At 70.1% G+C, this 20,555-nt stretch carries 20 protein-coding genes and 4 pseudogenes; 14 read left to right on the top strand and 10 right to left on the bottom strand.

Translation table 11 applies throughout. The features are described 5' to 3' along the window. Window positions 1-16 precede the first annotated feature (16 nt). Window positions 17-559: a hypothetical protein gene (locus ACWD6R_RS09100; protein WP_451818105.1), complete on the bottom strand. Its 543-nt coding sequence runs from the start codon at window positions 557-559 to the stop codon at window positions 17-19. 96 nt (window positions 560-655) lie between these two features. Here ACWD6R_RS09100 and ACWD6R_RS09095 point away from each other — a divergent pair, with 96 nt between their 5' ends. Together ACWD6R_RS09095 and ACWD6R_RS09090 are read left to right on the top strand one after the other, a co-directional pair. After that, complete coding sequence (locus ACWD6R_RS09095) at window positions 656-1,012, top strand: hypothetical protein (protein WP_451818104.1); 357 nt, start codon at window positions 656-658, stop codon at window positions 1,010-1,012. A 64-nt stretch (window positions 1,013-1,076) separates the two neighbouring features. Further along, complete coding sequence (locus ACWD6R_RS09090; RefSeq protein WP_451818103.1) at window positions 1,077-1,613, top strand: CbrC family protein; 537 nt, start codon at window positions 1,077-1,079, stop codon at window positions 1,611-1,613. A gap of 20 nt (window positions 1,614-1,633) precedes the next feature. Here ACWD6R_RS09090 and ACWD6R_RS09085 read toward each other — a convergent pair whose 3' ends face one another. Further along, window positions 1,634-2,014: a DUF6000 family protein gene (locus ACWD6R_RS09085; RefSeq protein WP_451818102.1), complete on the bottom strand. Its 381-nt coding sequence runs from the start codon at window positions 2,012-2,014 to the stop codon at window positions 1,634-1,636. On the opposite strand from ACWD6R_RS09085, the pseudogene ACWD6R_RS09080 reads away from it, so the two are divergent. After that, window positions 1,989-3,527: pseudogene (locus tag ACWD6R_RS09080) on the top strand (IS200/IS605 family accessory protein TnpB-related protein); the annotation flags it as partial. The gene ACWD6R_RS09085 and the pseudogene ACWD6R_RS09080 overlap by 26 nt on opposite strands. Beyond that, window positions 3,494-3,589, top strand: coding sequence for a BBE domain-containing protein (locus tag ACWD6R_RS09075; RefSeq protein ID WP_451818101.1), 96 nt, complete (start codon window positions 3,494-3,496; stop codon window positions 3,587-3,589). The pseudogene ACWD6R_RS09080 and the gene ACWD6R_RS09075, both read left to right, overlap by 34 nt. A 132-nt stretch (window positions 3,590-3,721) precedes the next feature. On the opposite strand, the gene ACWD6R_RS09070 is transcribed toward ACWD6R_RS09075, so the two are convergent. After that, the gene (locus ACWD6R_RS09070) at window positions 3,722-4,096 is read right to left on the bottom strand and encodes a hypothetical protein (RefSeq protein WP_451818100.1); all 375 of its coding nucleotides are present in this window, start codon (window positions 4,094-4,096) and stop codon (window positions 3,722-3,724) included. A 1-nt stretch (window position 4,097) separates the two neighbouring features. Here ACWD6R_RS09070 and ACWD6R_RS09065 point away from each other — a divergent pair, with 1 nt between their 5' ends. The 3 genes and pseudogenes from ACWD6R_RS09065 to ACWD6R_RS09055 form a co-directional block, all read left to right on the top strand. Next, window positions 4,098-4,577 carry a hypothetical protein gene (locus ACWD6R_RS09065; protein WP_451818099.1) on the top strand — a complete coding sequence of 160 codons (480 nt, stop codon included), beginning with the start codon at window positions 4,098-4,100 and terminating at the stop codon, window positions 4,575-4,577. Next, window positions 4,465-6,579, top strand: a complete 2,115-nt coding sequence (locus tag ACWD6R_RS09060) for an MMPL family transporter (protein ID WP_451818098.1) — start codon at window positions 4,465-4,467, stop codon at window positions 6,577-6,579. The genes ACWD6R_RS09065 and ACWD6R_RS09060 overlap by 113 nt, the downstream gene beginning before the upstream one ends. A 331-nt stretch (window positions 6,580-6,910) precedes the next feature. Beyond that, window positions 6,911-7,314: pseudogene (locus ACWD6R_RS09055) on the top strand (long-chain acyl-CoA synthetase); the annotation flags it as partial. 49 nt (window positions 7,315-7,363) lie between these two features. On the opposite strand, the gene ACWD6R_RS09050 reads toward ACWD6R_RS09055, so the two are convergent. Together ACWD6R_RS09050 and ACWD6R_RS09045 are read right to left on the bottom strand one after the other, a co-directional pair. Beyond that, on the bottom strand, window positions 7,364-8,095 hold the full coding sequence (locus ACWD6R_RS09050) for a carbonic anhydrase (protein WP_451818097.1): 732 nt from the start codon (window positions 8,093-8,095) through the stop codon (window positions 7,364-7,366). A 497-nt stretch (window positions 8,096-8,592) separates the two neighbouring features. Continuing rightward, window positions 8,593-8,868: a hypothetical protein gene (locus ACWD6R_RS09045; RefSeq protein ID WP_451818096.1), complete on the bottom strand. Its 276-nt coding sequence runs from the start codon at window positions 8,866-8,868 to the stop codon at window positions 8,593-8,595. An 85-nt stretch (window positions 8,869-8,953) separates the two neighbouring features. On the opposite strand from ACWD6R_RS09045, the gene ACWD6R_RS09040 reads away from it, so the two are divergent. After that, complete coding sequence (locus ACWD6R_RS09040; protein ID WP_366689924.1) at window positions 8,954-9,436, top strand: cupin domain-containing protein; 483 nt, start codon at window positions 8,954-8,956, stop codon at window positions 9,434-9,436. 35 nt (window positions 9,437-9,471) lie between these two features. On the opposite strand, the gene ACWD6R_RS09035 is transcribed toward ACWD6R_RS09040, so the two are convergent. After that, window positions 9,472-10,575 carry a threonine synthase gene (locus tag ACWD6R_RS09035; protein WP_451818095.1) on the bottom strand — a complete coding sequence of 368 codons (1,104 nt, stop codon included), beginning with the start codon at window positions 10,573-10,575 and terminating at the stop codon, window positions 9,472-9,474. A 167-nt stretch (window positions 10,576-10,742) separates the two neighbouring features. Here ACWD6R_RS09035 and ACWD6R_RS09030 point away from each other — a divergent pair. Then, window positions 10,743-10,883, top strand: a pseudogene (locus ACWD6R_RS09030) (proprotein convertase P-domain-containing protein); the annotation flags it as partial. 69 nt (window positions 10,884-10,952) lie between these two features. Here the strand turns inward: ACWD6R_RS09030 and ACWD6R_RS09025 are convergent. Beyond that, window positions 10,953-11,303, bottom strand: a pseudogene (locus tag ACWD6R_RS09025) (glycosyl hydrolase family 18 protein); the annotation flags it as partial. A gap of 190 nt (window positions 11,304-11,493) precedes the next feature. On the opposite strand from ACWD6R_RS09025, the gene ACWD6R_RS09020 reads away from it, so the two are divergent. From ACWD6R_RS09020 to ACWD6R_RS09000, 5 genes are all read left to right on the top strand, one after another. Continuing rightward, window positions 11,494-12,246 carry a GntR family transcriptional regulator gene (locus ACWD6R_RS09020; protein WP_451818094.1) on the top strand — a complete coding sequence of 251 codons (753 nt, stop codon included), beginning with the start codon at window positions 11,494-11,496 and terminating at the stop codon, window positions 12,244-12,246. A gap of 699 nt (window positions 12,247-12,945) precedes the next feature. Next, window positions 12,946-13,128: an SPOR domain-containing protein gene (locus ACWD6R_RS09015; protein WP_451818093.1), complete on the top strand. Its 183-nt coding sequence runs from the start codon at window positions 12,946-12,948 to the stop codon at window positions 13,126-13,128. Between the two features lie 78 nt (window positions 13,129-13,206). After that, window positions 13,207-13,656 (top strand): (deoxy)nucleoside triphosphate pyrophosphohydrolase, encoded by a 450-nt coding sequence (locus ACWD6R_RS09010; RefSeq protein WP_451818092.1) that lies wholly within the window; start codon window positions 13,207-13,209, stop codon window positions 13,654-13,656. A 152-nt stretch (window positions 13,657-13,808) separates the two neighbouring features. Continuing rightward, window positions 13,809-14,237, top strand: a complete 429-nt coding sequence (locus tag ACWD6R_RS09005; protein WP_451818091.1) for an ATP-binding protein — start codon at window positions 13,809-13,811, stop codon at window positions 14,235-14,237. A 193-nt stretch (window positions 14,238-14,430) separates the two neighbouring features. Further along, entirely contained in the window at window positions 14,431-16,989 is a 2,559-nt protein-coding gene (locus tag ACWD6R_RS09000) for a SpoIIE family protein phosphatase (RefSeq protein WP_451818162.1), read from the top strand. A gap of 51 nt (window positions 16,990-17,040) precedes the next feature. Here the strand turns inward: ACWD6R_RS09000 and ACWD6R_RS08995 are convergent, their stop codons facing one another. From ACWD6R_RS08995 to ACWD6R_RS08985, 3 genes are all read right to left on the bottom strand, one after another. Then, window positions 17,041-17,754, bottom strand: a complete 714-nt coding sequence (locus ACWD6R_RS08995; protein ID WP_451818090.1) for a PspA/IM30 family protein — start codon at window positions 17,752-17,754, stop codon at window positions 17,041-17,043. Between the two features lie 111 nt (window positions 17,755-17,865). Continuing rightward, window positions 17,866-19,965 (bottom strand): TPM domain-containing protein, encoded by a 2,100-nt coding sequence (locus ACWD6R_RS08990; protein ID WP_451818089.1) that lies wholly within the window; start codon window positions 19,963-19,965, stop codon window positions 17,866-17,868. A 98-nt stretch (window positions 19,966-20,063) separates the two neighbouring features. Beyond that, complete coding sequence (locus ACWD6R_RS08985) at window positions 20,064-20,543, bottom strand: hypothetical protein (RefSeq protein ID WP_451818088.1); 480 nt, start codon at window positions 20,541-20,543, stop codon at window positions 20,064-20,066. Window positions 20,544-20,555: the final 12 nt, after the last annotated feature.

The following is a 20,555-nucleotide window of genomic DNA, read 5'->3' as shown; positions in this document are numbered from 1 at the left end:
CGAAGGGCACGCGTCGCTATCCGAGGCCGTCCACGAAGAGGAGCTCGTATGGCAGGTGTTCGTCGTCCGGAACATGGGGTACGTAGTTCGGGGCTGTGCGTGCTGCGACGGCCAACAGCCGGGCGGCAGCTTCCTCCTCGGAGGCAGGGGTGAGCCCGAGGGCGTGCAGGAGACGGTCGCGCTCGGCGTCGAAGTTGGGGTGGTCGGCGCGGAGTTCGGATCGCAGCTCGCTGATCGTGAAGCCGTTCGCCACGTCGCGCCAGAAGGGCAGCACGACGATGAGCGTGACGGCCTCGACGAGGTCGGCGCCGATCAGACTGGCGCGGCCCTCGGAGTCGGCGTACAGGACGGGCCTTTCCTCGGCGCCGGCTTCCCCGCAAAGGTAGTAGGTGCCGCCAGCGCCGCAGCCGGCTATCGGGTGCAGCGGTGCTCCCGTGGGAAGGACCAGGTTGTCTATGGGGTCCCGACGGTCGATGTCGAAGTCGCCGGGACAGACGAGCGAGGCGGCCAGAGATGGGTTCTGCTCGATCTGGCGGAGCAGAGCGTCTGATGCGGTCATGGGCGGAACGTAACAGCGTCGTCGGACAGAGGGTTCCGCCGAGTGGTGGAGCGAAGCCCGAGGGGTGCTGTCAGTGGGCCGTGGCAGTGTGCGGCCATGAGCTATGACCTGGCGGTGTGGGAAGGCGACCGACCTAGCGACGATGTGATCGCGGGCAAGGTCTGCACCCAGCTGTACGACCGCTACATCGACACGGCCGAAGAGTTTCCGCCGTCGCCACGTATCGCCGAGTACGTCGCCCGGCTGCTGGCGAGATGGGTGGACCTCACGGAGGACGAGGAGGACACCTCTCCACGGTCCACGGGGCCGTTGATCGGCGAGGTGTCCGGTCCGTTCATCTACTTCCCGATGCGCTACAGCATGGCCGAGGAGGCTTCGGCCTACGCTGCCGATCTGGCGGCATCGATGGGGCTCGTTTGCTACGACCCGCAGGCTCGGCTGTTGCGGTCGTGACCCTTCGGATCGAGGGCGGTTTCAGTCCGGCACGACCTCCCTGCGCGCGGGTAGCGTGACCGGCATGTTCGAGGAGTTGCCCGGCTTTCCGTACCACCCCGACCCCTTGGCGACCGGGGCGGTCGTTGCGTCCAGTACGACGTGCGTCTGCTGCGGGCGGGTGCGGGGGTACGTCTACACGGGTCCGGTGTACGCGGTCGAGGAGCTTTCCCACCTGCTGTGTCCATGGTGCATCGCGGACGGCAGCGCGGCTGCGAAGTACGACGCGCACTTCATCGGTGACCCGGTCGGGGACGACGTCCCGCTTGAGGTCGTGATGTCCGTCGACGCGCGTACGCCGGGTTTCTCGTCCTGGCAGGACCCGCGGTGGTTCTTCCACTGCGGTGATGGGGCGGCGTTCCTGGGGGTCGTTGGGGCCGCCGAGCTGGCCTCGTTCCCCGATGCCCTGGAGGCACTGCGCAGTGAGGCAGGCGTGTGGGGGTGGTCCGCCGACGCAGTGGAGAGCCATCTCGGTGCCTTGGACAAGGACGGCCAGCCCACCGGTTACCTCTTCATGTGCCGCACCTGCGGGCGGTACATGGCGTACTCGGACTTCACGTAGCCGCAGTCGGGCGGCTGCGGCTACGGCTGGGTCCAGCTGTTGGCGAAGTCGCACTGGAGGTCTGTCCAGCGGCGCTGTTCGGCGGGGGTGAAGTAGGGGGAGTCCTGGAGGTGTGCAAGGGCCTGGACCCACTGGTCCCAGAGGCCGTCGGGCTCCGTGAAGCGGTCGGCGTGGTGTGTGCCGAGCTGGGCGTCGAGGCGGAGGAGGGCGCCGAGGGCGGCGGGCTGGTCGTAGCGGAGGTCGGTGCGGGGGAGGTAGTGGTCGAGGTAGGCGGTGAGGATCTCGGCGTCCGCGTGCGTGCCGAAGCGGGCCAGGGCGAAGCAGTAGACGCCGCCGGAGAAGCACACCTCGCTGGCCAGGAGCAGGTCGCCGACGGGTGCGCTTGCTTCCCGTGATCTCAAGGCCCGCTGTGGGGACGGACACGATCACAGCGCCGATACGTGGGCGGCACGCAAGCGGGAGCTGACGGCACTGTCGTCGTCGCGGATCGCCGGTGCGATCACCAAGGCCACGCACGATCAGTGGGCGCTCGCGCGCCGTTGCCAGGCGGCGCATATCCAGAAGCTGGCAGCCGGGATCAACATGCTGCGGCACCGCCTGTCCCTCCCGATCGGGGAGAAGGGCACCAAGCGCGCGGCGGGTGGCTACCGGTCGAAGAGCGAGTGGTTCCGCAAGTCCCGTCGCCTTGCGATGCTGGAAGACCGGCACGCCGCTGCTGTTGCCGAGTGGCAGGCCGGGCGGGTGCGGGTGGTACGGGGCGGTAAGCGTCTCCTCAACACCCGCCACCATCTCGCCCAGGCCCAGCTCACCGAGGAGCAGTGGCGGGAACGGTGGGAGGCGGGGCGCTGGTTTCTTGCCGCTGATGGTGAGTCGGGGAAGCGGTTCGGGAACGAGACGATCCGCGTCACCCCGGACGGCGAGGTCAGCATCAAACTGCCTGCCCCGCTCGCGCACCTGGCCAACGCCAGGCACGGCCGGTACACCCTCACCGGCCGTATCGCGTTCGCGCACCGGGGTGCGGAGTGGGCCGACCGCATCGAAGCGAACCGGGCTGTGGCCTACCGCATCCACCTCGACGTGGAGCGTGGCCGCTGGTATCTCACCGCCTCCTGGCAGCGCCCCGTCGTCCGGACCATCCCGTTGGAGACCGCCCGTGCCCGGGGCATGGTCGGCGTCGACACCAACGCCGACCACTTCGCCGCCTACCGGCTCGACCGGCACGGCAACCCCATCGGTGACCCGCGCCGTTTCCCCTACGACCTGTCCGGCACCGCCGGCCACCGCGACGCACAGATCCGCCACGCCCTGACCCGGTTGATCAACTGGGCCAGGCGTGTCGGGGTCGCGGCGATCGGGATCGAAGATCTCGACTTCACCGCCGAGAAGACTCGGGAGAAGCACGGCCGCCGGAAGCGGTTCCGGCAGCTCATCTCCGGCATGCCCACCGGGAAACTCAAGGCCCGGCTGGTGTCGATGGCCGCCGAACACGGCCTGAGCATTGTCGCGGTCGACCCCGCCTACACCTCCCAGTGGGGTGGCCAGCACTGGCAGAAACCGCTGGCCACCCCGCACCGAAAGATGTCCCGTCACGATGCCGCGGGCATCGCGATCGGACGACGCGCCCTCGGACACCCGATCCGGGATGGGGTATCCCCTGCTCGAACGGAGTTGAGAGCTTGGGGAAGGACGGCACCGCCCCCACACGACCGGAGAGATCGTGTGGGGCATCGGACCGTCCAGGCCGGACCGGACGCCCGGGGGCGTGAGGGAACCCGCCCACCCACAACGGACCGGCCCCCTGGAGGGCCGGCGCCGAGCGGGAAGCGAAAGCGGGAACCCAGTGCATCCAACACCGTTCGGGATGCACCCAGGACGCAACAGTGGGTCCAAGACTCACTCACGCACACTGGTTAGGAACGGTCAAGGAGGAGTACGACCCGCACCGGTTCTTCCGGTTCGCGCAGGGCATCCGCTGACCCGCGTCCGGCTCCGCAGGGGATCCCCCGACCCGGTGGAGCCGGGCCCTTTTCGCCGAACTCCCAGGCCACCCACTCCGGTTCAGACAGGAGCACAGTATGAAAAACGCGGACCTCGCGCGCTCGACGCTGCTACCGTGGCCCGACGAGGTCTCCCCGGACGAGGTGCGCCAGGCCACGTCCCAGCTGGTCTCGTACGTAAGCGGCAGAGTCGATGCCGACGGCGCGATACGCGAGGAGTGCGAGAGCCGGGTGCTGGAGTCTGCGCTCGCACTCTCGCTGATGACCCGCACCGGCACGCACTCCCCGGCCAGGGACCGCCTGCTGACGTTCCTCCGCGGCCACCAGGAGTCCCCGGACCGGCTCGACCGCGTCCTCGCCTCGCTTTCCGTCGGGCGGGCCGTCGGCCGGGAGACCGCCGGCGACGCCGAGCTCGTCGGCCGGCTGACGGCGGGCGTGCTCGGCTCCGCGCCGCACCGCCGCCATGGCCGGGCGGATCGAGCGCACGGTGCGCCAGACGCAGAACGCCGACGGCGGCTGGGGCATGCAGCCCGGCGACCCCAGCGACGACATCAGCACCGCCTACGGCCTGATCGCGCTGTGCTACGGCGACGACTCGCAGCCCGTCGGCCGCGCCCTTTCCTGGCTGCCCGCACAGCAGAAGGCGGACGGCGGCTTCGGCGGCCCGCCCGACATGGTCGGCCCCCGCCCCTTCACGTACCACTTCCCGCTGCTGACCGACATCCCTGTACTGCTCGCCCTCGGCCACGTCCGCTCGCGAGTCCTGGACCCGGCGGCCGCGCTGCAGGGGTACGGTGACCGCCGTCGCGACCCCGCCCTCGCCCCCTTCCAACACCACGTACAGAGGAATCGACATGATGCGGAAACTGGCCGCCTTGCCCAGCGGAAGAGTGGGCAAGTGGGTCGTCATCGCGCTCTGGGCCGTCCTGCTGGTCCCGGCGCTGATGCTGGCCGGGAAGCTCGGTGACGCCGAGAAGAACGACAACTCGTCCTGGCTGCCTGGCAACGCGGAGTCGACCGCGGTCGTCGAGCGCGCCGAGAAGTTCATGCCCGCCGACAGCGTGCCCGCGATCGTGGTCTACGACCGGTCCGGCGGTGTCACCGACGCCGACATGGCCAAGGCGCAGGCCGACGCCGCGGCGTTCAAGGGCATCGACAACGTCATTGGCCAGATGCAGGGCCCGGTGAAGGCCGAGGACGGCAAGGCCATCCAGACCGTCGTCCAGGTACGCAAGGACAAGTCCGGCTGGGAAGGGCTCGGCAAGGTCGTCGACGCGATGACCGAGGTCGGCAAGAAGAACGCGGACGGCCTCGGCTTCCACGTGGCCGGGCCGGCCGGCTACGGAGCCGACTCGATCAAGGCGTTCGGCGGCGGAGGCGCCCTGACGACGATCACCGCACTGGTGGTGCTCGCGATCCTGCTGCTCACCTACCGCAGCCCGCTGCTGCCCCTGCTGCCGCTGATCACCGTCGGCGTGGCCCTGGTCACGGCGGAGGCGCTGATCTACCTGCTGGCCAAGGACGCCGGACTCGTCATCAACAAGCAGACCAGCTTCATCCTGACCGTGCTGATCTTCGGCGCCGCCACCGACTACGCGCTGCTGCTCATCTCCCGCTACCGGGAGGAGCTGCTGCGGCACGAGGACCGGCACGAGGCGATGGCGGAGGCCCTGTACCGCTCGGGCCCCGCGATCATGGCCAGCGCCGCAACCGTCGCGGTCAGCCTGATGCTGCTGATGCTGGCCGTCCTGAACTCCACCAAGGGCCTCGGTCCGGCCTGCGCCATCGGCATCCTGGTCGGGCTGCTCGCCATGGTCAGCCTGATGCCGGCCCTGCTGGTCGCCTGCGGTAGGTGGATCTTCTGGCCGGTGAAGCCGGTGTACGGCTCGGAGTCGACGGTCAAGGAGAGCGTCTGGAGCCGGGTCGGCACGGCCGTCTCCGGTCGCCCGCGGGTGGTGTGGATCGGCACCGTGCTGGTCCTCGCGGCCATGGCGCTCGGGGCGTTCGGGCTCAAGGCCGACGGCCTCGCCAACAAGGACCAGTTCACCACCAAGCCGCAGATGGCGGTCGGCGAGGAGATCCGGGCCGAGCACTTCCCGGCCGGATCGGGCGACCCCGTCTACGTCGTGGCCAAGGGCGACGCGGCGGAGCAGGTCAAGGCCGCGCTGGCCGGTGTGCCGGGGATCGCCCGCGTCGCGGCCGCCCCGGTGGCCAAGGGCGGCGAGGTCGTCCTGCTCGGGGAGCTGAAGGACGAGCCCAGCAGCAAGGCGGCGATGCGTACCGTCGAGCAGGCCAGGAAGGCGGTCCACGCGGTCGAGGGCGCCGACGCGCAGGTCGGCGGCAGCACGGCGATCATGCTGGACACCGAGAACGCGGCGGCCCGCGACTCCAAGGTGATCATCCCGATCGTGCTGCTCGTGGTGCTGCTCATCCTGGCGGCGCTGCTGCGGGCGGTGGTCGCGCCGCTGCTGCTGATGGCGACGGTGGTGCTGTCGTTCGGGGCGGCCCTCGGCGTGAGCAGCCTGGTGTTCGAGCATGTGTTTGGATTCGCCGGGGCCGACGCGACCTTCCCGCTGCTGTCGTTCGTGTTCCTGGTCGCCCTGGGCATCGACTACAACATCTTCCTGGTCACCCGGGTACGCGAGGACGCGCTGCTGTACGGCACCCGGCGCGCCGCGCTGACCGGCCTGTCCTCCACCGGCGGCGTGATCACCTCGGCGGGCGTGGTGCTGGCCGGCACCTTCGCGGCGATGGCCTCGCTGCCGCTGGTCTTCGCGGCCGAGCTCGGCTTCACGGTGGCGTTCGGCGTGCTGCTGGACACCATCGTGGTCCGCTCGGTGCTGGTCACCGCGCTGACCCTGGACGTGGGCCGGTGGATGTGGTGGCCCGGCAAGCTGTTCCACAGCCGGGACGACGCCCTGCAGCTGGCGGACGAGCCCGATCGCGAACCCGCGCTCGGCGGCCGGTGACGGCTGTCTGCCACGGGCCCGGCACCGGCCGGGAGGGTCGGCACCGGGCCCGTGGCAGATCCGGGTTGTCCGGCTCGCTCTTCAGCAGCGGATCCTTCAGCAGAGGCGATCGCATTCGCCGTCCGGGTCATGTCCGGACACACACCTTCGGGGAAGACCCAATGAGTTCAGAGACGTTGGACAGGGGAACCGTACCCGGCACGATGACCGTCGCCTTTGTGGCCGGCGGCAGACGCGGGGCGGAGATCGTTCCTGAGTAGTGGTCAGGCGAGAACACGGTGAGCATGCAGCGCATAGCGGAACTGGAGCGCGAGGTCCGGGAGCTCAGACGGGCGAACGAGAGCGCTACGACGCCAACGTGCACGACGGATGGTGGCGGACCGGGGACGTCGGCTACCGCACCGCGTTCGGCTGCCTGCACATGCTCGACCGGGAGTTCGACACGATCCCCGGGGTGGCAACCTCGAGATCGAGGACATCGTGCTGGACAAGCTGGAGGAACTGGCCGAGGTCGTCGTGGTGCCGGGCCCGGGTGACAAAGCGATCCCGGTCGTCTGCACCCACCGGGACCAGCCGCTCGACCCGGCCCGCTGGCGCGCGGCCGTCGCCGCGTACCCCCAGCTGGCCGACCCCGTCCAGATCCCGCTGGCCGAACTGCCGCGCACCGCCACGCTGAAGACACGCCGGGTCGAACTGTCCCGCCGCCTGAACGAGAGGCTCCAGGAGCAGGTCTGACCCCGACGCACGGTCGTAACACTTCGGGGGCTCTGTTGAACCCGGCCCTTCAAGGCGCGCCCGCCAGGACTTCCACCGTGCCGGTGTCGAGCGAGTAGTAGGCGCCGACCACGGCAAGGGCGCCTTTTGCCACGAGTGGGGCCAGGTCCTGGTTGGAGCGCAGGTCGCCCGCGGTCAGTTCGACCTGGGCGCGGGCCATGGTCTCGACCGGGTCGGCACCGCCCTCCCGGACCGCCTGCTCGTACGCCGGCCGCAGAGCCTTGGCGATCGCCTCCAGGTTTCCCGGCAGCGGTTTGCCGTCGAGGATGGACTTGTACGCCGCCTCGACGGCGCCGCAACGCTGATGGCCAAGGACCACGATGAGCGGAGTGCCACTCGTCATGGGCCCGTACTCCACGGAACCCGTGACCACCGGGTCGACCGCCTCCCCGCCGGTGCGCATCACGTAAAGGTCGCCCAGCCCCGTATCGAAGAGGAGTTCGGGCGGCACCCGGGAGTCGATGCACGAGAGGATCGCCCCGAAAGGTTCCTGCGCCTGGGCCACGAGCTCGCGCCGGTCCGGATCCCGGTCGGGATGCCGAAGGTCTCCGCTCACCCAGCGCTTGTTGCCGTCCATCAGTCTCGCGAATGCTGCGGCGGGCGTGGTCGGCCGCCCTTCCGGCGAAGCGCTGGTCGCCGACGGGGCGGCGCTCGTCGATGAGCACCCCACGAGCGCGACCGTGGCGACCGCAAGTCCGCCGGCGAGCAGAGCTCTGCGATCTGTTTGTACCGTTCTGTCCATCGGTCGTTCCCCTCGGTCCGCTGAGACCCGTCCGTCCGTCTTGACCAGGGCAATTGTTCAGCGGGGCGTGGGAACCCGAGGGCAGGCACAAGCGGACGTGGGCCGCATTGCCACCGACGGCCCACAGAACCGGCCCGGCGGTACTCTGCCCGCCGTACCGCGCACGGGAGGGCGAGGGGCGCGGCCCGGCTCACCGTCCGTGCGGGGAAGCGGGTCCGGCCGCGGCCGAGTCGAGCATGTAGTGCATGACTGCGACGGGCAGCGCCGGGTTCTGCGCCGCCAGAAGCGCTCCCGTTCGGCGCGGTCGAGTTCGGTCAGGGCGCGCGCCGAGAGCCCGGGTACCACGGCCCGGCTCTCCCACGGGCGGTGACGGTGCCGCAGCCCTCTGCGGACGGCGGCGGGTGGCTTACGCGGCATGGGCCGTTCGCGTGTCGGTCATGCCGCCCATGATGCGCTGCCCCGGGGGGCGTGCGCGATCGGTTTCGGCCGAGCGGTGTTCAGGGCCGGACGACCCGCAACTCCCGTACGCCGGTGGCGGGCACTCGGTGGCCGGGACAGCCGTTGCCGACGCGAGGGTGGTAGCCGGCGGCCTCGCCGAAACGGGTGGAGGCCGGCGCCCATGCGGCCTCGGTGTCCCGACCGCAGGCCGTCGGCGCGGGGACGGTGGCGGGCGGGGGAGCCGCCGCGTACGACAGGGGCGTCGGCGACGCGATCAGCGCTCCCGCGACCAGGGCGCGGAGGACCGTGACGAGAGAGACGCGCGAGAGGCTCACTGTGCGAACGTAAGGACGCCGGCACCGCGGGCGGGCGACGCGCGGGGTGAACGGCTGACAGTTCGATCGGCGGAGGAGAAACGGAATGTCGTACCCGGAACCGACGTACACGGACGGCAAGGGCGAGATCAGCGCCACGTACCGGCCGGCGAGCACGGCGGCGAATCTGCTGACCCGCAGCGGCGGGAGTACCCACTACCTGGCGACCACGGAGACGACGCACGGCGAATTCGGGCTCTACCGGATGGACATGGCGCCCAGGGCCGGCGGCCCGGCCACACACTTCCACCGGTCCATCTCGGAGTCGTTCTTCATCCTCGACGGGACGGTGCGGATCTACGACGGCGAGCAGTGGGTCGACGCGACGCAGGGCGACTTCGTCTACGTACCGCAGGGCGGTCTGCACGCCTTCCGGAACGACTCCGAGGCCCCGGCGTCGATGCTGTTGCTGTTCACACCGGGTGCGCCGCGCGAGGAGTACTTCGAGAAGGTGGCGGAGGCCGCGCAGTGGTCGGAGGAGGAGCGGGCCGAGTTTTTCATCAAGCACGACACGTACTGGACGGACTGACCCGGCCCGCTCCCTCGCCTTCGGTGGCCCCCTGATCAGGGGGCCAGGCCCGTCTTGAGTCCAGCCCCGCACAGGGGTACGACCACACTGCGGTCCGTCCAGTCGCCGACCGCCGCCCAGCAGGCGACGCCGGTCGTCTCGACGTAGAAGCCGCGGGCCGCCAGGTCCCTCTGCGCGGTACGGATCTGATCTTCCGTCACCGTGAGGAAGGTGCCGCCCGACTCCCGCACCGCCGCCAGGATCTGGCGGGCGCGCGGCGGGCGGGGGATGGCGATGCCCTCGGCGAGCGTGGGGGCGGCGGGGGCGGCCCGGCCGGGATGGTCCGGCAGGCCGTCCGCGCCCCGGTGGAACGCGGTGGCCAGCGGCGACACGGCCTCGGCCTGTACGGCGATCAGGGCGGGACGCGCGTCGATCAGGCCCTGGGCGAGGAGTTCCGCGGTGGCCAGCGCCGCGCCGAGCAGCAGCGTGCCGTTGCCGACCGGTACGGCGATGGCGTCGGGGAGCCTGCCGCCGAGGTCTTCCCACATCTCGTACACGTACGTCTTCGTGCCGTGCAGGAAGTACGGGTTGAAGACGTGCGAGGCGTAGAAGGTGCCGGGGGAGTCGGCGGCGGCCCTGGCGGCCAGCGCGGTGGCCTCGCGGTCGCCGGGGACGATCTCCAGGCGGGCGCCGTGGGCCCGGATCTGCTCGGTCTTCTTGGGGGATGTGCCCTCGGGGACGTACACCGTGCAGGGCAGTCCGGCACGCGCGCAGTACGCGGCGACGGCCGTTCCCGCGTTGCCACTGCTGTCCGCGACGACGCGACCGGGGGAGAGGCGGCGGGCCAGCTCGGCGAGCATCACGGCGCCGCGGTCCTTGAAGGAGAGCGTCGGCATCAGGAAGTCGAGCTTGGCGGAGACCGTGCCGGTGAGCGGTACGAGCGGTGTGCGGCCCTCGCCGAGGCTGGTGGTGGGCGAGGAGAGGGGCAGCACCTCTTCGTATCGCCACAGTGAATTGACGCGTCCGGCAAGCGCGTTGACCCAGAGCGGTGCGTCCGGCTCGAAGTCGAGGTCCCAGGGGCCGCGGCAGACCGGACAGCACCAGGTCAGGGATGTGGTGTCGGCGCGGGCGCCGTCCTGCGGGCAGAGATATGTGGCCATGCCCGCCAGCATGTCAGCCGTGTGGCGGGTGAATGGCAAAGGTATGGCGTACCTCAAGGCCGTCTTGTGGGATTCCTATGGATCGGTCAATCTTTCGCTGACAGCAGGGAACGGGCAGCGCGGCATCCGAGTCCTTGCGATTGTCATGTGCATGCCATTCGGATCCGGGCGGCAGCGCCGACAACGTGATCACCACCTACACGGTGAACGCCTCGTCGGAGGTGGCCAACGGGACCTGGAAGCTGCGGGTCAGCGACAATGCCGCGGCCGACACCGGGAAGATCAACTCCTGGGCCCTGCAGTTCTGATCCTTGCGACGACGGGTCCGTGAACGGACCGAGGGTGTGGGGGCGGCTGCCCCCACACCCTCTCGCCTGCTAACGCCGGCCCAGGCCCTGGTCGACGGCGGTCATCAGCTCGCCGTCGTCCGTGTCCCCGTCCAGCGACCAGAACATCGCACCGCCGAGGCCGTGGCTGCGGATGTACGAGGTCTTGGTGCGCAGCACCTGCGGGTCGTCGTACGTCCACAGGGCCGTGCCGTCGAACAGCCAGGCGTGACCGTTCCTCACGTCCCGGTGGATCTTGTACGTACCGGAGTCGGCCAGCTTCTTGAGGGCCTTGTAGTCCTCGTAGCCCGCCGCCCAGGTGGCGGGTGCGGGGGCCGCGGCCGGCTGGCCGAGACCGTCGCCGTCGCCCGTCGCGCCGGTCCAGCCCTGACGTGCGCAGGGGAAGCTATTGGTCTGGACCAAAAAGGGTCAAGGGGTTGGGCTGATCGCGGATGGTCGGGGGCGGCCGGGGTCCGGATATGCGCCGTGCGGCGCCTGGTCATCACTTCGGGTGAAACTTTGGCCTGTGCTTGCGGTCTACAACCGACGGTTGCCAGTCTGTTGCAGACTGTCAACCTGTTGGGAGTGGCCTGTGACTTTCGGTGAGCAGCCCGCCTATCTACGCGTTGCGAGCGATCTGAGAGAGAAGATCGCCAATGGTTCGCTGCCGCCGCATACGCGCCTGCCGTCGCAGGCCCGTATCCGCGAGGAGTACGGAGTCTCCGACACGGTCGCGCTGGAGGCGCGCAAGGTACTGATGGCCGAAGGGCTGGTCGAGGGGCGCTCCGGTTCCGGTACGTATGTGCGCGAGCGCCCGGTCCCGCGTCGCATCGCCCGTTCCGGATACCGTCCGGGCGCCGGTGCCAGCCCGTTCCGCCAGGAACAGACGGCGGACGGGGTGCGGGGGACGTGGGAGTCCCGCAGCGAGCAGGAAGGAGCGAGTCCGGAGATCGCCGAACGGCTCGGCATCGAGGCGGGTGACCGGGTGATGCGTACGAGATACATCTTCCGGGAAGCGGGGGAGCCGATGATGCTCTCCACCTCCTGGGAGCCCCTCACCGTCACGGGGCGCACGCCGGTGATGTTGCCGGAGGAGGGCCCGTTGGGCGGCTGCGGGGTGGTCGAGCGGATGGCCGCGATCGATGTCGTCGTGGACAACGTGGTCGAGCAGGTAGGCGCGCGCCCGGGGCTGGCGGAGGAGCTCCTGGCGCTCGGCGGTGTGCCGGGTCATGTGGTGATGGTGATCGGGCGTACGTACTACGCATCGGGGCGGGCGGTCGAGACGGCGGATGTGGTGGTGCCCGCCGACCGCTACCGGATCGCTTACCACCTTCCTGTCAGGTGAGCGGCGGTTCGCGCGCTGGTGGGCTTCGTCGCGGGCCCGCTGTCGAGCCCTCGGTCGAGCTCGGCGCCGGTCTCTTGGCCGAGCGCTCCCGCGGGATTTTTTCGGGCCCCCGGCGGGCTCGCGGCCGGGATTTCTGTCGAGTGACCGATACCCGGACGGACTGTCCGGGGCCTGTGACGACGAGTTGACGCCCCCTCGGTTCCCGTAACCGAGGGGCCGTCACTGACCGTAACGAGTTGTCATGTCCTGCCGCAAGGACCCGACCGTCGGCCCGGTCCTCATGCCGACGCTGCGCACGGCGCCGGGGCAGAGGTGGCGGAGGCGTAACGGCCTCCCCCACGACAGGGAGTGGGCTCCCGGCGCCCTGCGACTTTGCTTGCGGCGTTGTCGTCGGTCACCGACGCTCCGCGTCGACTCCGTCCTCCGCCTTGCCACCGAAGCCGCATGACGCCGCTCGCTGATCCACTCCCTATCGCGGGGGAGGCCGTAAGCGGCACAACCGATCCGCGAGGCACTGGGGGCGCATCCGAGTGGGTGTGCCCCTTAGCGTTGGCCGGATCGGTTTCTCTTTGTGTAATTACTTATCCGTTGCGTAAAGGTCAGGCGTACGCTCGGGCATATGCGTACTGCGGTTTCCTGGGGATCCTTAGAGACGTGCACGCCGTTCAGGGGAGGGGCTCAATGCTCAGGAGGGACACGATGAGCGACGGCGGTGCCGTGCTCCCTTGGCTGGTGATACGGCAGGACGACAACGGCAATCGGTATCGCGTCGGCAGGTATGCCACGCAGGACGAGGCGCAGAAGATCGCCGACAAACTCGACAACCGCGGACACAAGCAACTCTATTGGGTGGAGCGCATCGGGCAGAGCGCCCGGCCGTGACCGACGGCCGACTGTCGGGGGTGGTACGGGACGGGGCGGGGCCTGTGAGGGGCGGAGCCGGGGACTACGCTCCGGCCTATGAGTGATCGCGTGGTGGTGGCCGGAGCCGTCTATGACCAGGGGCGCCTGCTGGCCGCGCGTCGCAGTGCCCCGCCCGAGCTGGCCGGCCGCTGGGAGCTGCCCGGTGGAAAGCTGGAGCCGGGGGAGAGCGGCGAACAGGCGCTCGTACGTGAACTCCGCGAGGAACTCGGCGTCGAGACCGAGCCGCTGGAGCGCATCCCCGGCGAGTGGCCGCTCAAGCCCGGATACGTACTCCGGGTGTGGACCGCGCGACTGGTGTCCGGCGTGCCCGCGCCGCTCCAGGACCACGACGAGCTGCGCTGGCTCGGGCCCGGCGAGGGTGACGAGGTCGACTGGCTGGATCAGGACCGGCCTGCCGTCGCCGAAGCCATGCGCCGCCTCCCGACCGGATCCGCGCCGACCGGATCCGCGCCGACCCGGAGCCTGCCGGGCGGCGCGCGCCGCTGATCGGGCGCACCCCCTCTGCGCCTGCGCTGCGCGCACGTCGCCATACGCCCGTACGCCCTACGCGTCGATTCCGGCGATAGGTCGCCCTAAATATCGGGTATGTGCAGATTAGCCCCCGTAAACAGGACGTTCCTCGTTGCTGGTCTTGGGAAGTGATCGGCGTGATCGATACCGAAGGCGACTGCGCCGAGTGGACCTTTCCGGCAGTGCCCGGCGCCGTGCGTACTGCTCGGCATGCGGTCCACGAGGCGCTGCGGGGGTGGGGGCTTGACGCGGCCGTCGGTGATGTGACCGTCCTGCTGGTCAGCGAGCTGGTGACCAATTCCTTGCGCTACGCCTCGGGCCCCATCGGGGTACGGCTGGTGCGCCCCCGCCTCGATGGCGAAGCTCCGGACGCCCGCCCCGGACTGCTTGTGGAAGTCTCTGATCCGCTTCCGGATCCGCCCACCGAACGTGCTGCGGCACCCGACGACGAAGGTGGCCGAGGACTGCAGCTGGTGGCCTGCTCCGCACACCGCTGGGGGACCCGGCGCGGAAAGAGTGGCAAGACGGTGTGGTTCGAGCTGGCCCTCCCTGGTTAGGAGTGGGGTGGGACGCACAGCGATCACCAGAGGTCGGGCAGAACCTGACTGAAAGGGACTGTGGCCGTGCTGTGATCGTGAACGCCGTGTCGGTAAGCGCCGTAGTGCTGAATACTGCGGGCAGGACCGGTCCGGTGTGTGAGCTGGAGGGGACGGTCGCGTGAGCGAAATACCTGGGACAGCGGGCGACGTCGTGTGGCAGAGCAGCCCGCCTGGCTCGATCTATGACTACATCAGGGTCGCCTCCTTCTCGATCGGCCCCGACGGGCTGATCGAGCAGTGGAGCCGCCGGGCCGCCGGCCTCTTCGGCATTGCCGCGCACGAGGCGGTGGGCAGGGACCCGGTCGAGACCTTTATGCCCGCAGAGCTGCGTACCGGCGGTCATCGCCGGGTCGGCGAGATACTCGACGGCAAGGAGTGGACGGGCCTCGTCCCCTTCCGGATGCCGGGCGAGGACGCCGTGCACGGTCTCGCCGAGGTCTATGTCATGCCCAGCGAGACAGAGAGCGGGGAACCGGCCGCCCTCTGCATCGTCGTGGACGTCCGCGCCCTTCGGCGTATCGAGACGGACCTTGCCGCATCGCAGGCCATTTTCGGACAATCTCCCTTCGGTTTCGTGCTGTTCGGCACAGACTTCACGGTCGTGCGCGCCAACCAGCGCTTCGCCACCGTCTTCGGCGGCCAGGCCGACGACCACCGCGGCCGCACGATCGACGACTATCTCGCCCGCCCCGAGGCCGAGCGGCTCACCGCCACACTCAGGCGGGTTCTGGAGACCGGCGACTCCGTCACCGATCTCCAACTCGTCGGCACCGCACCGGGCGACTCCGAGAGCCGCCACTGGTCGATGAACCTCTACCGCGTGCACAGCGGAGCAGGCCGCCCCATCGGCATAGCCGGACTGGCCACTGATGTCACCCGCCGACACATCGCCGCCCGCGAGGCCGCCAGCGCCCGCCGCAACCTTGCCCTGCTCAACGAGGCCGGCGCCCGCATCGGCAACTCCCTCGACCTGGAGACCACCGCCCGCGAACTCCTCGGCGTCGCTGTACCCGGCTTCTGCGACCTCGCCTCGGTCGACCTCTACCAGGGTCTGCTCACCGGTGACGAGGCCCCGCCCGGCAGTTGGGGCTCGCTCCACCACGAGTCCGTCGGCGGATCCGCGGAACTGCGCCGTGTCGCCTTCGCCAGCGCCGTGTCGGATATCCTGTCGGCCACTGCCCCGGACAGCGCCTCGACCGACGGTGCCATCGACCCGCCCGCCCTGGGCGCCGTCCACCGTTACTCCTTCAACTCCCCCTGTTCCATAGCCCTGCGGACCGGCCACATCAAGGACGTCCCCGGCGACGACAGCGGCTTCGTCCAGTCCACCCTTGCCGTTCCGATGGTCGCCCATGACACCGTCGTCGGCCTCGTTCAGTTCTCCCGCACCAAGGGCAGCGAACCCTTCGGCGAACGCGACCGGGCCCTCGCCACCGAACTTGCCGCCCGCGCCGCCGTCTGTATCGACAACGCCCGCCTCTACCGGCGCGAGCACGAACGCGCGCTCATCCTCCAGCGCAGCCTGCTGCCACCGGGCGATCCCGAGGCCGCCGGTCTCGACATCGCCTGCCGCTATCTCCCCGGCAACACCGCGACCGAGGTCGGCGGCGACTGGTTCGACGTGATCGAACTCCCCGGACACCGCACCGCCCTGGTGGTCGGCGACGTCATGGGCCGTGGACTGCGGGCAGCCGTCGCCATGGGCGAACTGCGCACCGCAGTAAGGACCCTGGCCCTCCTCGACCTGGAACCCGCCGAGGTGCTCGCCGCCCTCGACGAGGTCGCCCGCGGTCTGGGCACCCCGGGTGTCAGCACCCCCTCCGACGGCCTCGGCGGCGCCCAGTGGCCGTCAAGGACGTCCCACAAGGCCCGGGATGCAGATCTCTCCGAGGTCTACCTGGCGACCTGTGTCTACGCCGTCTATGACCCGGTCACCCGGCGGTGCACCTTTGCCAACGCCGGACATCTCCCCCCTGTTGTGGTCGAGCCGGGCGAACCTGCCCTGCTGCTCGACGTCCCACCCGGGATGCCGCTCGGCGTCGGCGGCGAACCCTTCGAGGAAGTCGAGGTCGAACTGAAGGAGGGCGCCCTCCTCGCCCTCTACACCGATGGTCTCGTCGAGTCCCGCGACCACCCGCTCGACGAAGGACTGCAGGCACTGCGCAACGCCCTCATCGAACCCGAGCTCCCGCTCGAGGACGTCTGCGACCACGTACTGACCACCCTCGACACCCGGCACGGTGAGGACGACATCGCCCTGCTGATGGCCCGCATCCAGGGGCTGCCGGTCGATGCGGTCGGCGACTGGCGGCTGCCGCGCGAACCCCGCTCCGTCGGCCGCGCCCGCGAACTGGCCCGTCGACAACTGCTCGCCTGGGAACTCGATGACCTGGTGGACACCACCGAACTGCTCGTCAGTGAGCTGGTCACCAACGCTCTGCGCTACGGCGAGGGCGAGATCCGGCTCAGGCTGCTGCGCGACCGTACGCTCGTGTGCGAGGTATGGGACGCAGGTCTCGTCCAGCCGCGGCGACGCCGAGCACGCGACACGGACGAGGGCGGTCGCGGGCTGCAGCTGGTCGGACTGCTGAGTGCGGCCTGGGGTTCGAGGCGGACTCCGCGCGGCAAGACCGTCTGGTTCGAACTGCCGCTGCCTGACGGGGAACCGGCCGCAGAGCGCACGGCCGAGCAGCTGCTGAGCATGTTCTGAACGCGGGACCGGGACGTGGGGTCAGAACGGCCGCCGCTCCGGGAGCGGCGGTCATGACGCCGTTTTCAGAGCGGCGAGCCGGGCCTCGACCTCGGCGCTGTCGCCCAGGCTGTCCAGCCGCTCGAACTGGGTGTCCAGCGACGATGCGGCGAGCTCCTGCTTGCCCATCGCCTTCGCCTCCTCTCGCCGCACCTTGTCCTCGAAGCGGCTGAGCTCACTGGTCGGGTCCAGCACATTGATGCTCTTGACGGAGTCCATCATCTGGTTCTGTGCCTGGGCGGACTTGGCGCGTGCGACCAGCTCGTCCCGCTTGGACTTCAGCTCCGTCAGCTTGTTCTTCATCTGGTCCAGGCCGGACTTGAGCTTGTCCACCACCTCCGTCTGCGCGGCGATCGTCGGCTCTGCGGTCTTCGCCTCCTTCTCCGACTGCAACTGGCGGCCGAGCGCGACCTTCGCCAGGTTGTCGAACGTGTCGGCCTCCGCTGCCGAGCCCGCCGCCCGCAGCTCGTCGGCCTTGCGACTGGCGGCGAGCGCCTTCTCGCCCCACTCCTTGGCCGCGTCGATGTCCTCGCGGTGGTCCTGCTCCATCAGCCGCAGATTGCCGATGGTCGCCGCCACCGCCTGTTCGGCCTCCGAGATGTTCGCCGTGTAGTCGCGGATCAGCTGGTCCAGCATCTTCTGCGGATCCTCCGCCTGATCCAGCAGCGCGTTGATGTTGGCCTTTGCCAGCTGAGTGACGCGGCCGAGGATGGTCTGCTTGGTCATGGCACCTCTCCTTGGTATGGACCGTGTGGACCATATGAATTCCATGGGTTGCGTGAATCAGACAGGCCGTACGGGCTGTCCGAACGCTCGCGCGCATGCTCCGCCGATGTTTCAGAAGCGGCCGCCGCCGCCCCGCCGGCCGCGGGTGCCCCCGCCGCCGAAACTGCCGGGCCCGCCGCCACCGCCGCTCCCGCCGAATCCGCCCCCGAGCCCCCCTCCGTAGCCGCCGCCCCCGCCGCCCAGGAGACCGCCGAGAATGATCCCGCCGAGGACTGCCCCGCTCATCCCGCCTCCGCCTCCTTGTACACCGCCCGGACCGTTCCGGTTCCCGTACGCCCGCACATCCTGTTCGGCCAGGCTCTGCGCCTGTCCGGCCAGCGAGTCCGCCTGATGCGCCTCGGCCAGCGCGCCCTGCGCATCGTTGTTCCCGGCCAGCTCCCGGGCCCGCTCCAGCCGCCGCTGGGCCTCCGCGAGCCGGGTCCGGGCCTGGCTGCCCACCGCCCCGCGGTTCGTCGTGATGTAGTCCGCGGCTGCGGCAATCGCCGAGCGTGCGGTGAGCGTCGCCTGGTCGAGCAGGGACTGGGCGCGGAGATTGCCCTGCTCCCGCTCGCGCGCCCCGGCCAGCGCCTCGTCGAGCGCCGCATCCGCCTCCTCCACTCTGCGCAGCGCATCGATGGGGTCGTAAGGACCGGCCGCCAGCTCCCTCTTCACCTCGCCGAGCACCGACCGGGCGCGGGCGATCCGGCCCCGCAGATCCGCGGTCGGCACGTCTTCCGCGGTTCCTTCGAGCAGCCCGCTCGCATCGGCCAGATCGGCTTCTGTCTCGGTGAGCGCGGCCGGCAGCTTTGCCGCCGCCTCCGCGAGCTCCTGGGCCCGTCGGTGCACGGCGTCGACGAGGGTGGTTGCCTGCCCGACCGCGCCCTCGGTGGCCCGTACGTACACCGCGGCTGCCGCGTTGTTGCCCTCGTCCACCGCCTGTCGCGCCTGGTTGAGACTCGAGGTCGCGAAGAGGAGACGGTCCTTCGCCTGTTCGACATCGCCCGCGACGGAGGAAGAGGCCGATTTTGCGTACCGGCTGCGCAGAGTGGTGAGAACCGTGTCGGCCGCCGAGACCCGGCCCGCGAGCGTGCGGAAAGCGGACTCGGCGGTGGCCACGGCCTGCGGAGCGTTGCGTTCCAGTGCGCGCAGCCGGTCGAAGTCCTCGGAGACGGCGTCGAGTCGTGTGTTGGCCTCGGTGCAGCGGCTGATGATCTCGTCCAGCATCCGACGGCGCGTCGCGTCGTCCTCGGGGAAGGCGTCGTCGAGCTGCTGGCGCAACCGGAACGCGGCGGTCAGCTCGCCTTTCGCGAACGTGACGGCCCCGGTGAACGGGGTGGCGGTCTCTTCCCCGAACTGTGCGGTGGCAAAACCTAGTTCTTCTTCACTGGTGCGGACCGCGTCGTCCGTTTCCACCAGCGTCTGTTTGGCCCGGGCATCGAGCTCCGGCAGCGGAGTCGGCGGTTCCGGCGGAGGGGCGCCCTGTCCCCAGCCGGTCGCGCCAGGAGTGGTGCGGATCGTGGTGCGCTTCTTCCGGCGGGCGTATGCATAGGCGGCGACCGCTCCCGCCCCGCCGGCGAGAACCACGGGCAGGAGCAGGTCCCCGGCGCTCGTCCCGCCGGAATTCCCCGTCCCGGGATCGTCGGCGCCGGGTGTGACGGCGGGGGTGGGCACGGGCTTCCCGGCCAGGACGGCGGTATAACCGTCGGCCGCTCCGATGGCGGCGCCCGCCCAGTCGTGCTCCTTGAGGGCCGGTTCGATGGCCGTGCTCGCCACGTCCCGAAGCTGGGCGTCGGTCAGGCGGGAGCCCTGATCGACGGTGTACGCGTACTGCCGGTCGTGTGTGGCGACGGCGAGCAGGACGTCCTCCAGGCCGAGCCCGTTCTTACGGGCGGTGTCATCGGCCCACTTCTGCGCGGAACGGCCGGAGAAGTCACGTACATACACGACGAAGAGCTGGATGCGGCGATCGGCGTAGAGACGGTCGAGCGCGGCGGCCACTTCGGACCTTCGATCGCCGAGAGCACCCACCTTGTCGGTGATCTGCCCGTCCCGGGACAGCGTCACGGGGTCGTCCGCACGGGCGATCGGCGCAGCGGGAAGGGCCAGCCAGCCCAACGCCAACAGCACGGCGAGGAGGGCGCGGCCCGGTATGAGAATCCGGGTACGGCTCACGAGCTGCATCACCTTTGTGAGGTTATGTCCACCCTCAGTCACCCGCGACCCGGCGATCCGCCCGGGGTCGTCCCGACGTGATCCTCCGCGATGGGGTCCTACGGTCCGCACTGCGGGGGATCGATGACGCCGTCGTACAGCCGCATCCGCCACCATGTCTCCCGTCGCCACGGGTGACCGGGCGCGCGCGGATCGGGGAGGGTCCGGCGCAACAGCTCCCTGTCGATTCGGGCGACGAGGCGCCCCGGCTCGGCCTGCGGCCGGGGTGGCAGCAGGGCCAGGACGTCGCCGAGCACGTCCCTGGCAAGGGTCACGTCGTCGAGCGAGCAGCCCCGGCAGGGGCAGTCGGCGAGGCTGGGGTACAGGGTGCGGCCCGGGAGGCCGAAGAAGGAGTGGCAGCGACGCAGGGCCACGGCTGTGGCACCCGGGAAGACCGTGTACGCATCGTTCTCATGCTCCACACGACGGATCGCGGTGCCGGCGGAGAGGGAGAGCCGGTGGATCCTGCCCGGCTCGCACAGCCATTCGGGCGTTCTCTGCTGGGCGGCGCGCAGCGCGCCGGGCCGCTTACCCGGCATCGGCCTTTCGGC

The organism is Streptomyces sp. NPDC005151 (genome assembly GCF_053599875.1).
This window is presented reverse-complemented; position numbering and strand designations above follow the sequence as displayed.

Coding starts and splice junctions, on each gene's coding strand:
- ACWD6R_RS09100 (WP_451818105.1), bottom strand. CDS start 559: ATGACCGCATCAGACGCTCTGCTCCGCCAGATCGAGCAGAACCCATCT.
- ACWD6R_RS09095 (WP_451818104.1), top strand. CDS start 656: ATGAGCTATGACCTGGCGGTGTGGGAAGGCGACCGACCTAGCGACGAT.
- ACWD6R_RS09090 (WP_451818103.1), top strand. CDS start 1,077: ATGTTCGAGGAGTTGCCCGGCTTTCCGTACCACCCCGACCCCTTGGCG.
- ACWD6R_RS09060 (WP_451818098.1), top strand. CDS start 4,465: ATGATGCGGAAACTGGCCGCCTTGCCCAGCGGAAGAGTGGGCAAGTGG.
- ACWD6R_RS09050 (WP_451818097.1), bottom strand. CDS start 8,095: ATGGACAGAACGGTACAAACAGATCGCAGAGCTCTGCTCGCCGGCGGA.
- ACWD6R_RS09040 (WP_366689924.1), top strand. CDS start 8,954: ATGTCGTACCCGGAACCGACGTACACGGACGGCAAGGGCGAGATCAGC.
- ACWD6R_RS09035 (WP_451818095.1), bottom strand. CDS start 10,575: ATGGCCACATATCTCTGCCCGCAGGACGGCGCCCGCGCCGACACCACA.
- ACWD6R_RS09015 (WP_451818093.1), top strand. CDS start 12,946: ATGAGCGACGGCGGTGCCGTGCTCCCTTGGCTGGTGATACGGCAGGAC.
- ACWD6R_RS09010 (WP_451818092.1), top strand. CDS start 13,207: ATGAGTGATCGCGTGGTGGTGGCCGGAGCCGTCTATGACCAGGGGCGC.
- ACWD6R_RS08995 (WP_451818090.1), bottom strand. CDS start 17,754: ATGACCAAGCAGACCATCCTCGGCCGCGTCACTCAGCTGGCAAAGGCC.
- ACWD6R_RS08985 (WP_451818088.1), bottom strand. CDS start 20,543: ATGCCGGGTAAGCGGCCCGGCGCGCTGCGCGCCGCCCAGCAGAGAACG.